This window comes from Solibacillus sp. CAU 1738 (assembly GCF_039888725.1).
GTDB lineage: Bacteria > Bacillota > Bacilli > Bacillales_A > Planococcaceae > Metasolibacillus.
This window is the reverse complement of record NZ_JBDQQN010000002.1, coordinates 658,733-675,228: the sequence shown is the minus strand read 5'-3', so window position 1 is coordinate 675,228 and position 16,496 is coordinate 658,733. Positions and strand designations below refer to the sequence as shown.

Sequence of the window (16,496 nt, the reverse complement as noted above, 5' to 3'; positions counted from 1 at the left end):
AGATGTGTCAAATGAGCAAGAGGCAAGAGAACGTTTTCGGACGCTTTTGCAGCAGCTGCAGCTAACGGATGATGTTTATATGTCTTTTTTTGAGAAAGGTGAATTAACACGCCTTTCCGTGCATAAGAAAAATCGTATTTGGCGCTTTGTTATTCAACTGCACAATATATTACCGTATCAATTGTATCAATTGTTTATTGCACGAATGACTGAAACATTTGCCCCGATTGCGAATGTATCACTTGAGATAAATACGACAGCTCCTGTTGTGACTGAAGAACGTATATTAGAATACTGGTTGCCGGCTATTCGTCAGCTTGAAGATATGTCTCCACTTTTAAAAAATCAGTTAATGGAGCAGCAGCCACATTGGACAGGACATAAGTTAATTGTTACAAGTATGCATGAGGTCGAGCATTTATCGTTAAAGGCGAAATATACCGATAAAATAGCTGATAGTTATAAATTATTCGGTTTCTCACATATTCCACTTGAATTTCAGCTAGTTGAGCAGTCTGAAGAAATGAAGCAGGCGCATGAAGCATTTATTGCGAAACGTCAAGAGGAAGAGGCAATATTAGCAAGTCAAGCGCTAGAAGATTTTGCAAAGCGTGAAAAAGAGAAAGCGCAATCTCCTGAATCTGTGCTTGGTGATCGACCATTCCAGCTTGGAGCGCAAATTAAAGATAGTGAAACAGCAGAAATTTGTACGGTGCTTGAGGAAGAACGTTCAATTGTATTAGAAGGTTTTGTTTTTGCTACAGAAATAAAAGTGTTAAAGAGTGGTCGTTCATTATTAGAATTTAAAATGACAGACTATACGGATTCGATTTTAGTAAAAATGTTCTCTCGTGATGATAGTGATGCCGAGATGATGACCCATCTTTCTAAAGGCATGTGGGTAAAAGTGCGCGGCTCAGTTCAGATGGATACGTTTGCGCGAGATTTAGTTGTGATGGCGCGTGATATTTTAGAAATTAAAAAGGAATCACGTAAAGATACAGCACCTGAAGGAGAAAAGCGAGTGGAACTACACTTGCATACACCGATGAGTCAAATGGATGCCGTAACATCGGTAGATAAAATGATCGCACAAGCAGCGAAATGGGGACATCCAGCTATTGCTGTAACTGACCATGCTGTCGTACAAGCTTTTCCTGATGCTTACTCAGCTGGGAAGAAAAATGGCATTAAAATCATTTACGGTCTTGAAGCAAATTTAGTTGATTCTTCTGCGCTTATTGCGTATGAGGAACAGCATATCGAGTTAGAGGACGCTACATTTGTCGTATTTGACGTCGAAACAACAGGCTTATCAACAGTATATGACACAATTATTGAGCTGGCTGCTGTGAAAATTAAAAACGGACAAGTCATCGATAAGTTCGAGCGCTTTGCGAACCCACATAAACCTTTGACAGCAAATATTATTGATTTAACACATATTACAGATGATATGTTGAAAGATGCACCAGAAGTAGAAGATGTAATACGAGAGTTTTATAATTTTATTGGTGACAGTATTGTTGTCGCACATAACGCATCGTTCGATATTGGTTTCTTATATGTAGCATATAAAAAATACAATATTACAGATAGGAAGCATCCAGTAATTGACACGCTTGAGCTTTCACGTATGTTAAATCCAACATTAAAAAACCACCGTTTAAATACGCTTTGTAAACGTTATGGCGTGGAACTAACACAACATCACCGTGCGATTTATGATACGGAGGCAACAGGAGATTTAATGCTTCATTTATTAAAAGAAGCAAATGAAAAAGGCGTAAAATTCCACGATGATTTTAATAAGTATATCGGTGGGGATGATAGCTACAAGCAAGCGCGTCCAACGCATTGTACAATATTAGCGGCCGATAATACTGGTTTGAAAAATTTATTTAAGCTCGTTTCAATTGCCCATACAGAAACGTTTTATCGTGTCCCACGTATAAAGAAAAGTGATTTACAAAAGTATCGTGAAGGCTTAATTATTGGGTCGGGTTGTTCGAACGGTGAATTATTTGAAACGATTATGAATAAAACACCAGAAGAAGCAGAGCGTGTAGCGAAGTTTTATGATTATATCGAAGTACAGCCAAAGCCAGTTTATTCACAGCTTATTGCGCGCGGGACGATACACGATGAATGGAACTTAGAGGACATTATTCGTCGTCTCGTGAAACTTGGTAAAAAATTAAATATTCCAGTAGCGGCAACTGGTAACGTCCATTATTTAGATGAAACAGATGGCAAGTTCCGTCAAATATTAGTTGGTTCAATGGGCGGAGCAAACCCGCTAAATCGTTACCCTTTACCAGAAGTGCATTTCCGTACGACAAATGAGATGCTTGCGGAGTTTGACTTTTTAGGACCTGATTTGGCGAAAGAAGTTGTTGTCACAAATACGCAGCTCATTGCCGATATGATTGGTGATGTAAAACCAATTAAAGATGATTTGTATACTCCGAAAATCGAAGGCTCGGATGATGAAGTAACAAATTTAACGTATGAAATGGCGCATCAAATATACGGTGAACATTTACCGGAAATAGTGCAAGCACGTATTGATAAAGAATTAAAATCGATATTAGGGCACGGTTTCGGGGTAATTTATTTAATTTCCGCGAAGCTCGTGAAAAAATCTCTTGCCGATGGGTATTTAGTTGGTTCACGTGGTTCGGTCGGTTCGTCACTTGTTGCGACCTTTATGGAGATTACGGAAGTAAACCCATTACCACCGCATTATATTTGCCCAAATTGTAAACACTCTGAATTCTTCGATGATGGTTCCGTATCATCAGGTTACGATTTACCAAATAAAGACTGTACGGAATGTGGTACACCTTATAAAAAAGACGGCCAAGATATTCCATTTGAAACGTTCCTTGGCTTTAAAGGAGATAAAGTACCTGATATTGATTTAAACTTTTCTGGGGAATATCAACCACAAGCGCATAATTATACGAAAGTGTTGTTCGGTGAGGATTATGTATTCCGTGCTGGAACAATAGGTACGGTCGCGGAAAAAACGGCGTATGGTTATGTACGTGGCTATGCAAATGATCATAATTTGACTTTCCGTGGTGCAGAAGTAGACCGACTTGTACAAGGTTGTACAGGCGTTAAACGGACTACAGGGCAACATCCTGGTGGTATTATCGTAGTGCCTGATTATATGGATATTTACGATTTTTCGCCAGTACAGTTCCCAGCCGATGCACAAGATTCAGAATGGAAGACGACACATTTTGACTTCCATTCGATACACGACAATATATTAAAGCTCGATATTCTTGGTCACGATGATCCGACCGTAATTAGAATGTTGCAAGATTTATCAGGCATTGATCCGAAAACGATTCCGACTGATGATCTTGAAGTAATGAAAATTTTCAGTTCAACAGAATCACTCGGTGTCACAACTGAGCAAATTGGTACGAAAACAGGCACACTTGGTATTCCGGAATTCGGTACACGATTTGTTCGTCAAATGTTAGAGGAAACAAAGCCGTCAACGTTTAGTGAACTCGTGCAAATATCTGGTCTTTCACATGGTACCGACGTTTGGTTAAGTAACGCACAGGAACTAATAAAAAACGGAACATGTGTGTTATCAGAAGTAATTGGTTGTCGAGATGATATTATGGTGTATTTAATTTACCAAGGTCTTGAACCAGCGTTTGCTTTCAAAATTATGGAGTCAGTGCGTAAAGGGAAAGGCTTAACGGATGAAATGGAAGCAGAAATGCGCAAAAATAAAGTGCCGGAATGGTATATTGATTCATGCAAGAAGATAAAATACATGTTCCCTAAAGCGCACGCGGCAGCCTATGTATTAATGGCGGTTCGAATTGCTTGGTTTAAAGTACATTATCCAATCTTGTATTACGCGGCGTACTTTACAGTGCGAGCAGATGACTTTGATTTAATTGCAATGATACAAGGTTCGGCTGTTATTCGAACGAAAATCGATGAAATAAACGCAAAAGGCTTGGAGGCATCGACGAAAGAGAAAAACTTAATGACAGTATTAGAAATTGCACTCGAAATGTGTGAGCGTGGCATGCAATTTAAAACAGTTGATTTATACCGTTCAACAGCTAGTGAGTTTGTCATTGACGGTAATTCGCTCATTCCACCGTTTGATGCGATTCCCGGTCTTGGAACAAACGTTGCAAAACAAATTGTACTTGCCCGTGAGGAAGGCGAGTTTTTATCGAAGGAAGACCTACAACGTCGCGGTCGTGTATCAAAAACACTTATTGAATACATGGATCAGCTAGGTTGCTTAGAAGGGTTGCCAGACGCCAACCAATTATCACTATTCTAATATTGTTTGTGAAATGAGTAAATTTGCATTCGCAAAAGTAATGTGCTATTCTAATTGTAATAATTTGTTGATAGTATCGCAGCAAAAGAGTGGGTTTCTCCCGCTCTTTTCTGTTGTTTAGAACAAGAAGGCAAATTTCCACTGAAAAAACAACAGCTGTTGAAACATCAAATTTCACCATCCGTGGTGGAATTTGTGTTTTATTATGAGAAAAACAGTGACGTAAGGAGGATACGATGAGCAAAGTTACGTCAGTAATCGAACAACTACTAATACCTATTATAGACGAGTTAAAACTTGAGCTAGTAGATATTGAGTTTGTGAAAGAAGGCCGCAATCACTTTCTTCGCGTATATGTTGATACTCCAGAAGGTGGCATTGACATCGAACAGTGCGTGCAAGTTAGTGAACGCCTTAGCTTAATTTTGGATCAAGAAGATCCAATTGAGCAAAACTATTATTTAGAAGTTTCTTCTCCAGGGGCAGAACGTCCGTTGAAAAAAGAAGAAGACTTTCAAAAAGCAATTGGAAAATACATTTATGTGAAAACGTATGAGCCAGTTAAAGATATGAAGGAATTGCATGGCTATTTAATTGCATATACTGAACAAGGTCTAGAAATGGAAATACGTATTAAAACCCGTAAAATCAACATACAAATCGAAAAAGAAAAAGTTGCGCAGGCACGTCTTGCAATAGACTTTTCAGATAAGCAAATTTAGGAGTGAAAATAAATGAGTAGTGATTTACTAGATGCTTTAACTGCTCTCCAAGAGCAGAAAGGCATTTCAAGAGACGTATTAATTGAAGCGATTGAGGCTGCTTTAGTAACAGCGTATAAACGTAACTTTAACCAAGCACAAAACGTTCGTGTGGATTTAAATTTAGACAAAGGTACTATGGTTGTATACTCTCGTAAAGATGTTGTAGAAGAAGTTGAAGACGATCGTTTACAAATCTCTGTTGAAGATGCAAAAATGATTAACCCTGCTTATGAAATCGGTGATGTTTTAGAGCAAGAAGTAACACCACGCAACTTTGGCCGTATTGCTGCTCAAACAGCTAAGCAAGTAGTAACGCAACGTGTTCGTGAAGCAGAGCGCGGTCTTATTTATGAAGAGTATGTTGACCGTGAAGATGATATTGTTGTTGGTACAATTGAGCGTCAAGATCCGCGTCAAATCTATGTTTCACTTGGGAAAGTAGAAGCGGCATTACCTTTAAATGAGCAAATTCAAGGCGAAGTGTACAAACCACAATCACGTATTCGCGTATATATTACAAAAGTAGAACGTACAACTCGTGGACCTCAAGTGATCGTTTCTCGTACTCACCCTGGTTTATTACGCCGCTTATTTGAAATGGAAGTTCCTGAAATTTTCGATGGTACTGTTGAAATTAAATCAATTGCACGTGAAGCAGGAGACCGTTCAAAAATATCGGTATATGCACATAATGAAGAAGTAGATCCAGTTGGCTCATGTGTAGGGGCAAAAGGTGCACGTGTACAAACAATTGTCAATGAATTAAACGGTGAAAAAATTGATATCGTAGAATGGTCTGAAGATCCAATCGTATTCGTTGCAAATGCACTTAGTCCATCAAAAGTATTAGATGTACAAGTGAATGAGGAAGAAAAATCAACAACAGTAGTTGTACCTGACTATCAATTATCATTAGCAATCGGTAAGCGCGGTCAAAACGCGCGCCTTGCAGCGAAATTAACAGGTTGGAAAATTGATATTAAGAGCGAAACAGATGCGCGTGAATTAGGAATTTATCCTTCTGAAACAAGCACATTCGTTCCTCAAAATGATGATGAATTGTATAATGATGTCGCATACGATTTATACCAAGACGACGAAGAGTAATCATCATGTGACTTTTTCGTACGAATGCTTTTGTAGGGAAGGTGAATGCTGATGTCGATTAATAAAAAAATACCATTACGTAAATGTGTAGCAACGGGTGAAATGTATCCGAAAAAAGAAATGTTTCGTGTTGTACGTTCCAAAGAAGGTGAAGTATCTGTTGATGTAACAGGTAAAAAATCTGGACGTGGCGCTTACGTTTCTAAATCGGAGCAGGCAGTCGAAATAGCGCGTAAAAAAAATATTTTAGAGCGCCAACTAGAAGCGAAAATCCCGGATGAAGTGTATGAGGAATTGCTAACACTAATTCGCAGGGAGTCGATTTTATGAACAACGTAGCTGTCCTGCAAATGTTAGGATTAGCGGCTAGAGCTCGAAAAGTAATATCTGGAGAAGAATTAGTCGTAAAAGAAGTGCGCGGAGGCGGTGCTAAGCTTGTCTTGCTCGCTTCTGACGCTTCAGCAAATACGGCCAAAAAGATTCAAGATAAATGTACGTACTACAACGTTGAGTTTCATGTATTTGGAGATCGTTATGATCTAGGACATGCTACAGGAAAGGAAGCACGTGTAGCTTTAGCTATTACCGATATTGGGTTTGCAAAAAAAATGTCTAGTCTACTCAACGAAAAATAATCGGGGGTGAGCAGATGAGCAAAATTAGAGTTCATGAATATGCGAAAAAGGTAAATAAAACGAGTAAAGAAGTAATTGAACAGCTCACTAAGCTTGATGTAAACGTAATAAACCATATGTCAATGCTTGAAACGGGCACTGTTTCAAAACTTGATTCTGTCTTTCAGCAAGTAGCAGAACCGAAAAAAGCAACTTCTTCAATAGCGCAAGCTAAAGAAGAAAAACCTTCTAAAGGTCAACAAGCAAAAGCGGCAACACGTCCGCAGACTAATCAACAACAGTTTAAGAAAACGAGCAATACTCCCCAAGCGGAGCAAAACAATACGTCACAGAGTGACAAATCTAAGAATGTAAAAGGTAACCAAAACAGAAATATGACACAAAATAACAATAATAATAGTCGTGGAAATAGCGGCGGTAATAAGAATAACAATAATAATAAAGGTGGCTTCAATCAACGTAAGAAACCAGGTATCAATGGTGGAAAACGTCGTACACATAGACCACAACAACCAATTCAAGTAGTACAAAAAGAATTACCAGAAAAAATTACGTTTTATGAATCATTATCAGTTGCTGAGCTTGCGAAAAAATTACATCGCGAGCCATCTGAACTAATTAAAAAATTATTCATGCTTGGCGTAATGGCAACAATTAACCAAGAGTTAGATAAGGATGCCATCGAGTTAATTTGTACAGACTACGGGGTAGAAGTTGAAGAAGAAATAAGAGTCGATATTACAGACCTTGAAACGCATTTCGAGCAAGAAGTAAATGAAGACGAGTTAAGTGAACGCCCACCTGTAGTAACGATTATGGGACACGTTGACCACGGTAAAACAACATTACTTGACTCAATTCGTAATACAAAAGTAACAGCTGTTGAAGCTGGTGGTATTACGCAGCATATTGGCGCTTACCAAGTAACTGAAGGCGACAAAAAAATTACGTTCCTTGATACACCAGGACACGCTGCGTTTACAACAATGCGTGCGCGCGGTGCGAAAGTAACGGATCTTGCGATTATCGTAGTAGCTGCAGATGATGGTGTAATGCCTCAAACTGTAGAAGCGATTAATCACGCAAAAGCTGCTGAAGTGCCAATTATCGTTGCAGTAAATAAAATGGATAAACCTTCAGCAAACCCTGATCGCGTTATGCAAGAATTAACAGAGCACGGTTTAGTGCCAGAAGATTGGGGCGGCGATACAATTTTCGTTCCAATTTCAGCACTAAAAGGTGAAGGGATTGACCAATTATTAGAAATGATTTTACTTGTTTCTGAAGTGGGCGAATTAAAAGCAAATCCTAAACGTGCGGCACTCGGAACTGTAATTGAAGCGCAACTTGATAAAGGTCGCGGTTCAGTCGCTACACTTTTAGTACAAGACGGTACACTACGTGTTGGAGACCCAATCGTAGTAGGTCATGCATACGGTCGCGTTCGTGCAATGGTAAATGACCTAGGTCGTCGAGTAAAAGAGGCTGGTCCATCTACACCAGTCGAAATTACTGGTTTGAACGATGTACCACAAGCGGGTGACCGTTTCGTAGTATTCGAAGATGAGAAAACAGCTCGTCAAGTTGGTGAATCTCGCGCGATGACAGCAATTCAAGCGCAACGTTCTGAAAAACAACGTGTAACGCTTGATAACTTATTCGAGCAAATGAGCCAAGGCGAAATGAAGGAATTAAACTTAATCGTGAAGGCTGACGTACAAGGTACAGTTGAAGCGATGGCTGCCTCACTAATGAAAATCGATGTAGAAGGCGTTAACGTAAAAATTATTCACACAGGTGCAGGTGCGATTACAGAATCAGATATTTCACTTGCAGCAGCTTCTAATGCAATCGTAATTGGCTTCAACGTTCGTCCAGACGTGAATGCGAAACGCGCAGCAGAAGAAGAAGGTGTAGATATTCGTTCACACCGTATAATTTATAAAGTAATTGAAGAAATTGAACAAGCGATGAAAGGGATGCTTGATCCAGAATACGAAGAAAAAATCGTTGGTCAAGCAGAAGTTCGTCAAACAATTAAAGTATCAAAAATCGGTACAATCGCAGGTTCATACGTTACTGAAGGTAAAATGCTACGAGATGCAGGCGTACGTATTATCCGCGAAGGCATCGTAATTTTTGAAGGTGAGCTGGACTCATTAAAACGTTTCAAAGACGATGCAAAAGAAGTAGCAAAAGGATACGAATGTGGTATTACTATTAAAAACTTCAACGACATTAAAGAAGGCGACATTATCGAAGCCTTCGTAATGGAAGAAATTGTTCGTAAATAATGATTGTGTACGCAGAAGTTGAATTCATTATTCAAACTGCCCATTCGTTGAAAGAAAAACGTGCGGTGCTGCAACGCATGATGACGAGAACGAAGCAAAAGTTCAATGTATCGGTTGCGGAAATTGATCATCAAGATGTTTGGCAGCGCACGCGTCTTGCTATCGTTACGGTCGCTTCCTCAAAAGAAGCAGCTGATCGAGAAATGACACGCGCACTCCATTATTTAGACTCCAATCCTGAATGGGAGAGACTAGATGCTTGGCGTGAATATTTATAAGATTTTGAAGGTAATTAAGGTGGTGACTTGAAATGTCTCTAAGATCAAACAGAGTAGCTGAGCAAATGAAAAAAGAACTTGGTGAAATTATCGGTCGAAAAATTAAAGACCCTCGTGTTGGATTTGTTACCGTAACAGATGTAGCTGTAACAGGTGACTTACAACAAGCAACTGTCTATATTACATCTTTAGGAAACGAACGTGAGCGTGCAGAAACATTGAAAGCTTTAGATAAAGCTTCTGGTTTCATCCGTTCAGAAATCGGATCACGTATTCGATTACGTCGCACACCAGAGATATTTTTCGAGTTCGATGCTTCAATCGAATACGGAAATAAAATCGATGAACTATTACGTTCATTACACGAAGAGAAATAACAACAAACGCCTGCATCTGCATACTTTTTATGCAGGCAGGCGTTTTTTATGTAAAGGAGCGCATTTATGAACGGCATTTTACCATTATGGAAAGAGCGAGGCATGACGAGCCACGACTGCGTATTTAAGCTACGCAAAATATTAAAAACAAAAAAGGTCGGACATACAGGAACATTAGACCCTGGAGTAGAAGGCGTATTACCTATTTGTATAGGTCAAGCAACGCGCATTGCCGAGTATTTAACTAATGCCGGTAAAACTTATGAAGCAGTTGTGTCCATTGGCCGTACTACAACGACTGAAGATGCTGAAGGAGAAACAGTTGAGCAAAATATTTCGTATAAACAATTTAGCCGTTCTGAAGTTTTAACTGCTTTAAAAAGTTTAACAGGTGAAATCGAACAAACGCCACCGATGTTTTCAGCGGTTAAAGTGAATGGTAAAAAGTTATATGAATACGCAAGAGCTGGCCAAACAGTAGAGCGTCCAACACGTAAAATTACGATTTACGAGCTAGAACTTTTAGATGATGCTGAAAGTTTTGAAGGAGAAGAAGTGCAATTCAGAATTCGCATTAAATGCAGTAAAGGTACTTATATTCGTACACTAGCAGTACAAATTGGTGAAGCGCTTGGGTTCCCAGCACATATGCATGAACTTGTTCGTACAGCTTCAGGTACATTTTCAACAGAGAATTGCTTTACTTTAGCAGAAGTTCAAGCACTTATGGAAGAAGGAAAGGCAAGCGAGTTTTTATTGCCTGTTGAATATGCATTGTCTAATTATCCGTTTATTGAAATCGACTCTACTAATGAAAAACAAATTTTAAATGGACAAGTGCTTCCACAACATGCATTATTAAAAGAACATGATAAAATTGTCTATAGTGTGAACGGTCGAGCATTTGCGGTTTATATTGCCCATCCAACGAAGGCAGGCCAAATGAAGCCCGATAAAATGTTCCCTGAAGTTGAGTAGGAGGCGTCTTTATGGAAGTAATACATTTAAAATATCCACATCAATTAAAATCACCACAAGCAGCATACTCACTTGCTGTTGGCTTTTTTGATGGTGTGCATTTAGGACATAAAGCAGTAATTGAACGCGCAATAAAAATAGCGCGTGAGCTTAATGTGAAAAGTGCGGTCATGACATTTGATCCGCATCCTTCCGTCGTACTCGGTGCGCGTAATGAAAAGGTATTTTACATTACACCTTTACAGCAAAAGATTGATACACTACAAGCGCTAGGTGTTGATACAGTTTTTGTTGTGAACTTTACATCGGATTTTGCAAAGTTGTTACCAGAAGATTTCGTTCAATATTTCATACGTGATTTAAACGTTAAACATGTAACGGCTGGTTTCGATTTTTCGTTTGGTTCATTTGGAAAAGGGGATATGCGTTTGATGGAAGAACTGTCGCACGGAGATTTTGGTGTTACAGTAGTTGACAAGCAAACTGACTCTGAAGACAAAATTAGCTCAACACGTATTCGTAACTTATTGAGAGCTGGTAATATGGAAGATGTGCGTACATTACTAGGACGAGCGTTTGAAGTACCTGGTATTGTTGTGCATGGTGACAAGCGCGGGCGTACAATGGGCTTTCCAACAGCGAATGTACAATCAATGGAAGGCTGCTTTATTCCTGCAACTGGCGTGTATGCAGTAAAAATCCTAGTACAAAATGAATGGTATAATGGTGTTTGTAACGTCGGATATAAACCAACATTTAAAAATCCGGAAGATAAGCAATTATCGATTGAAGTACATATTTTTAATTTCGATAAAAATATTTACGGGGAAGAAGTAGTAGTAGGTTGGTATAAACGTATTCGTAGTGAACAAAAGTTCGATGGCATCGATGCACTCATAGCACAAATCGAAAAAGATAAACTAGAAGCAATCGATTATTTAAAGGCATTATCATAATAGTTGATTGCGTGTACGTTATATGGTAATATTCATAAGTGCACAAATGTGCTAACCTTAGCTCGGCTTTCCGTTTCTCCAACGATTGCTGTGCTATAGGGGATATTATAATTATTTAGGAGGTTCATTCACATGGCAATTACAAAAGAACGTAAAAATGAAATTATCGCTGAGTACCGCACTCACGAAAGCGACACTGGTTCTCCAGAAGTACAAATCGCTGTATTAACTGCAGAAATCAATGCTTTAAACACTCACTTACGTACTCACAAAAAAGACTTCCACTCTGAGCGTGGTCTTCTTAAAATGGTAGGTCGTCGTCGTCACTTATTAAAATATCTTCGTGAAAATGACGTACAACGTTACCGTGAATTAATTACACGTTTAGGATTACGTCGCTAATCTGAATTAAAAAGCGGGAGATTTCCCGCTTTTTATTTATGTTTTGAGGAAGCGGTTCGTTGTATTTGTTCGTGTGCTGCTATATATAAACAACTCCTAAATCTAAACTATTCAAATTTCCAATATTATTAATGAAAATATTTAGCATAGAAAACGCATTTTTGATACACTTACTATAGTACATAAAAAAAGATGACGTAGGGTGTAACAGTAGAAAGGGGTTCATTAGATGAACGACAAAAAAGTCTATTCGTATGAATGGGCTGGCCGTCCACTAGTAGTTGAAGTAGGACAGTTAGCAAAACAAGCAAATGGCGCAGCATTAGTGCGTTATGGCGAAACAGCAGTACTAGCAACTGCAACAATGTCAAAATCTCCAAAGCCATTAGATTTCTTCCCATTAACAGTGAACTATGAAGAACGTCTATACGCAGCAGGTAAAATTCCAGGAGGCTTCATAAAACGTGAAGGTCGTCCGTCAGAAAATGCAATTTTAGCATCTCGTCTAATTGACCGACCAATCCGTCCAATGTTCCCAGATGGCTTCCGTAACGAAGTACAAGTTATCTCTATGGTTATGTCAAATGACCAAGATAATCCGTCTGATGTAGCAGCGATGTTCGGATCTTCATTAGCTTTAGCAATTTCAGATATTCCGTTTGATGGGCCAATCGCAGGTGTTCATGTTGGTTATATTAACGGTGAGTTCGTTATTAACCCAACAGTTGAGCAATCAGCGGCGAGTACAGTTCATTTAACAGTAGCTGGTAATAAAGATGCAATCAACATGGTTGAAGCAGGTGCATTAGAAGTACCTGAGGAAGTTATGCTTGAAGCAATTATGTTTGGTCATGAAGAAATCAAAAAATTAATTGCCTTCCAAGAGCAAATTGTTGCTGAAGTTGGGAAGGAAAAATTATCTGTTACTTTATATGAGCTTGATGCAGAATTAACAGCTACTATTAAAGCAGCATGTGAAGCAGATATGAATGCAGCGATCCAAACAGTAGAAAAGCATGCACGTGAAGAAGCGATTGCTGCTGTAAAAGAGCGTATTTTAGCGCCTTATGAAGAGCAAGAAGCGGATGCTGAAACAATTAAACAAGTAAAAGGCATTTTAGATAAAATGGTAAAAGATGAAGTTCGTCGTCTTATTACTGAAGATAAAATTCGTCCAGATGGTCGTAAATTAGATGAAATTCGTCCACTTTCTTCGGAAGCTGGCTTATTAGACCGTACACACGGATCTGCATTGTTTACACGTGGACAAACGCAAGCATTATCGATTACAACTTTAGGTGCTTTAGGTGATGTTCAAATTATCGATGGTATCGGTATTGAAGAATCAAAACGCTTTATGCACCACTATAACTTCCCACAATTCTCTGTTGGGGAAACGGGTCCAATTCGTGGTCCAGGTCGTCGTGAAATTGGTCACGGTGCACTTGGGGAACGCGCATTATTAGCGGTTATTCCAGATGAAGCAGATTTCCCATACACGATTCGTTGTGTATCAGAAGTACTTGAATCGAATGGTTCTACTTCACAAGCATCAATATGTGCATCAACATTATCAATGATGGATGCAGGTGTACCTCTGAAAGCACCAGTAGCTGGTATTGCGATGGGGCTAATTAAAAAAGGCGAGCACTATTCAATCTTAACGGATATTCAAGGTATGGAAGATCACCTTGGCGATATGGACTTTAAAGTTGCAGGTACTGCTAAAGGTGTTACTGCACTGCAAATGGACATTAAAATCGACGGCTTATCACGCAATATTTTAGAAGAAGCTCTTACTCAAGCAAAAATCGGTCGTATGCATATTTTAGAGTCAATGCTAGCAACACTTGCAGAACCACGTAAATCATTATCTAAATATGCGCCGAAGATTTCGGTAATTAAAATTAACCCTGATAAAATCCGTGATGTTATCGGACCAGGTGGTAAACAAATTAATAAAATCATTGATGAAACAGGTGTTAAAATTGATACAGAGCAAGACGGTACAATTTACATCTCATCATCTGATGAAGAAATGATTACACGTGCTCGTGAAATAATCGAATCAATCGTTCGTGAAGCTAAAGTTGGCGAGTACTACATGGCAACGGTAAAACGTATTGAAAAATTCGGTGCTTTCTGTGAGATCTTCCCAGGCAAAGACGGCTTACTACACATTTCGGAAATTCAAGAAGAACGTACGAAAGCAGTAGAAGACGTATTAAAACTTGGCGATCAATTACTAATGAAATGTATCGAAATCGATAACCAAGGTCGTGTCAACTTATCACGTAAAATTGTTATCAAAGAAGAAAAAGAGCGCGCTGAACAACAGTAATCTGCTCAGAAAGTCAAACTAAAGGCTTTTTTATAAATGAGAGGCTGTACACTATGTACAGCCTCTTTTTAGGTGAGGGGGAATTGAAAATGGTAACAGTCACAACTTGCAGTAACGGTGTTCGTATCGTGTCGGAACAAATGCAACATGTACGTTCCCTATCTGTAGGCATTTGGGTAAATGCTGGTTCGCGTTACGAATTACCTGAAGAAAACGGTATTACACATTTTATTGAGCATATGCTTTTTAAAGGTACTAAGACGCGCTCAGCAAAGGAAATTGCAGAGGAGTTTGACCGAATTGGCGGTGAAATAAATGCCTTTACATCAAAAGAAAATACATGTTATTTTGCTAAAGTACTTGATCACCATGCGGAGCTAGCAGTGACAATTTTAGCTGATATGTTTTTCAATTCAACATTTAAACAAGAAGATATCGAGCGTGAGCGTCAAGTTGTACTTGAGGAAATATATATGAGTGAGGATGCACCAGACGATGACGTCCATGAAAAATTATGGGCTGTGATGTATCCAAATGACGCACTAGGCCGCCCGATTTTAGGTACTGCTGAAACACTTGCAACTTTTGACTCGGCAATGCTTCGTCATTATATGGCCAAGCACTATAGCCCCAAAAATGTAGTCATTTCAGTTGCAGGGAATATAACAGATAGCTTACTAGAAACGATTGAAGAATTATTCGGTCAATTTACTGCTTCACCAGAGGCAGTGGAGCCAGTACTAACATATCCAGCGTTTAATGCAGGGGAAGTCGTAAAAATCCGCGATACAGAACAGGCCCATTTAGCGATTTCATTCCCAGCAATAAATGTGAAAGATTCATATATGTATAGCTTTATCGCACTAAATAATATTATTGGAGGGAATATGAGTTCACGTTTATTTCAAGAAGTACGTGAGGAGCGCGGCTTAGCATATTCCATATACTCTTACCAATCTTGTTACTCAGATGTTGGAGCATTTACTATTTACGGCAGTACAAGTAAACAGCAACTGGACCAAATGCAACATACGATTGATGCAACATTGCTAGATGTCGTTGCAGGTGGTGTTACAGAAATTGAACTTGAAAATGCTAAAGAACAGTTAAAAGGTAGTTTTGTGCTAGGCTTAGAAGGCACAGAGGAGCATATGAACCGCAACGGTATTAATGAACTAGTTCATCAACATCACCGTTCAGTAGATGAAGTCCTCGCTTTGATAGACGCCATTTCAATGGAATCAATTAATGATTTAATTACCGATTTACTATTAAAAGAGCCGGCCATTGCGATTATTGGACCGGAAAAATAAAACGGAGTAGGGCTATGCTAGAGGGCACTGAAAAACTTACGTTTTCATAATGGCGAATCTTATTCAGATAAAAATAAGGCACTTCTTGTACAAAAATGAACAGGAAGTGCCTTATTTCTTTCTCTGTTCCTTGTTCTTTTTCATCTAGTAGTTCAATATTCGTTTCAGATTGACTGCTAATATCGTTGTGGCACCTTGAATTTGCATGCCAAATAGACCCGCAGGCTATGTCGTATCGTACCTGTGTCCGTTTCTTAATTCACTATTCTTTGCTTCTATTTTATAGCGATTGTTTTACTGTTGATGATTTTCTTCTCGAGTGTGATTTCAACTGTTTTCCCAATAAACATGTCTAATAAGCTTACGTCTTGGAGACGAAGCTTATGAAATTTTGTGAGCAAGATTAGATCTATGACAGGATCCCCTTGCGCCATATCTAAAAAGATATTTAAACGACATATCGTATTTTGAGCGTTCTACTAAGTTAACGTCTGATACAACATGAATTTCCTATAATTAACATGTAACAATATCGTAAATCGCCATAAATAGACTCAAGTTGAGGGTTTCTTGGTTTGAAATCATCTGGAGCACCACCTACATATTAGTTCTTTTTTTATAACGGAGAGGATAGATGTCTTTCGACACTTTGTTTTTTGGAGAAGCGTCCGCTCGACTCCTGCGGGATAGCGGAGAAATTTAGACCCCGCAGGAGCTG

General features: G+C 38.9%; 13 protein-coding genes and 1 pseudogene. 13 read left to right on the top strand and 1 reads right to left on the bottom strand.

The annotated features are described in order from the left end of the window. The first annotated feature begins 4 nt into the window (after window positions 1-4). The 13 genes from AAFN87_RS08535 (at window position 5) to AAFN87_RS08475 (ending at window position 15,778) form a co-directional block, all read left to right on the top strand. The gene (locus tag AAFN87_RS08535; RefSeq protein WP_347790620.1) at window positions 5-4,333 is read left to right on the top strand and encodes a PolC-type DNA polymerase III; all 4,329 of its coding nucleotides are present in this window, start codon (window positions 5-7) and stop codon (window positions 4,331-4,333) included. Window positions 4,334-4,569: 236 nt separating this feature from the next. Beyond that, complete coding sequence (gene rimP, locus AAFN87_RS08530; protein WP_347790619.1) at window positions 4,570-5,055, top strand: ribosome maturation factor RimP; 486 nt, start codon at window positions 4,570-4,572, stop codon at window positions 5,053-5,055. Between the two features lie 12 nt (window positions 5,056-5,067). Beyond that, complete coding sequence (gene nusA, locus AAFN87_RS08525; RefSeq protein ID WP_347790618.1) at window positions 5,068-6,204, top strand: transcription termination factor NusA; 1,137 nt, start codon at window positions 5,068-5,070, stop codon at window positions 6,202-6,204. Window positions 6,205-6,255: 51 nt separating this feature from the next. Then, window positions 6,256-6,534, top strand: coding sequence for an RNase P modulator RnpM (rnpM, locus tag AAFN87_RS08520; protein WP_347790617.1), 279 nt, complete (start codon window positions 6,256-6,258; stop codon window positions 6,532-6,534). Then, window positions 6,531-6,839, top strand: a complete 309-nt coding sequence (locus tag AAFN87_RS08515) for a YlxQ family RNA-binding protein (protein WP_347790616.1) — start codon at window positions 6,531-6,533, stop codon at window positions 6,837-6,839. The genes rnpM and AAFN87_RS08515 overlap by 4 nt, the downstream gene beginning before the upstream one ends. A 14-nt stretch (window positions 6,840-6,853) precedes the next feature. Next, window positions 6,854-9,133 carry a translation initiation factor IF-2 gene (gene infB, locus AAFN87_RS08510; protein WP_347790615.1) on the top strand — a complete coding sequence of 760 codons (2,280 nt, stop codon included), beginning with the start codon at window positions 6,854-6,856 and terminating at the stop codon, window positions 9,131-9,133. After that, window positions 9,133-9,411 carry a DUF503 domain-containing protein gene (locus AAFN87_RS08505; protein ID WP_347790614.1) on the top strand — a complete coding sequence of 93 codons (279 nt, stop codon included), beginning with the start codon at window positions 9,133-9,135 and terminating at the stop codon, window positions 9,409-9,411. The genes infB and AAFN87_RS08505 overlap by 1 nt, the downstream gene beginning before the upstream one ends. A gap of 32 nt (window positions 9,412-9,443) precedes the next feature. After that, on the top strand, window positions 9,444-9,788 hold the full coding sequence (gene rbfA / locus AAFN87_RS08500; RefSeq protein WP_347790613.1) for a 30S ribosome-binding factor RbfA: 345 nt from the start codon (window positions 9,444-9,446) through the stop codon (window positions 9,786-9,788). Between the two features lie 66 nt (window positions 9,789-9,854). Further along, window positions 9,855-10,766: a tRNA pseudouridine(55) synthase TruB gene (gene truB / locus AAFN87_RS08495; RefSeq protein WP_347790612.1), complete on the top strand. Its 912-nt coding sequence runs from the start codon at window positions 9,855-9,857 to the stop codon at window positions 10,764-10,766. Window positions 10,767-10,777: 11 nt separating this feature from the next. Further along, on the top strand, window positions 10,778-11,722 hold the full coding sequence (locus tag AAFN87_RS08490; RefSeq protein WP_347790611.1) for a bifunctional riboflavin kinase/FAD synthetase: 945 nt from the start codon (window positions 10,778-10,780) through the stop codon (window positions 11,720-11,722). Window positions 11,723-11,854: 132 nt separating this feature from the next. Beyond that, window positions 11,855-12,124 carry a 30S ribosomal protein S15 gene (rpsO, locus tag AAFN87_RS08485; protein WP_347790610.1) on the top strand — a complete coding sequence of 90 codons (270 nt, stop codon included), beginning with the start codon at window positions 11,855-11,857 and terminating at the stop codon, window positions 12,122-12,124. 229 nt (window positions 12,125-12,353) lie between these two features. Next, window positions 12,354-14,465 carry a polyribonucleotide nucleotidyltransferase gene (gene pnp, locus AAFN87_RS08480; protein WP_347790609.1) on the top strand — a complete coding sequence of 704 codons (2,112 nt, stop codon included), beginning with the start codon at window positions 12,354-12,356 and terminating at the stop codon, window positions 14,463-14,465. A gap of 89 nt (window positions 14,466-14,554) precedes the next feature. Beyond that, entirely contained in the window at window positions 14,555-15,778 is a 1,224-nt protein-coding gene (locus AAFN87_RS08475; RefSeq protein ID WP_347790608.1) for a M16 family metallopeptidase, read from the top strand. Window positions 15,779-16,059: 281 nt separating this feature from the next. Here the strand turns inward: AAFN87_RS08475 and AAFN87_RS08470 are convergent. Beyond that, window positions 16,060-16,276 (bottom strand): annotated as a pseudogene (locus AAFN87_RS08470) (IS5/IS1182 family transposase); the annotation flags it as partial. Window positions 16,277-16,496: the final 220 nt, after the last annotated feature.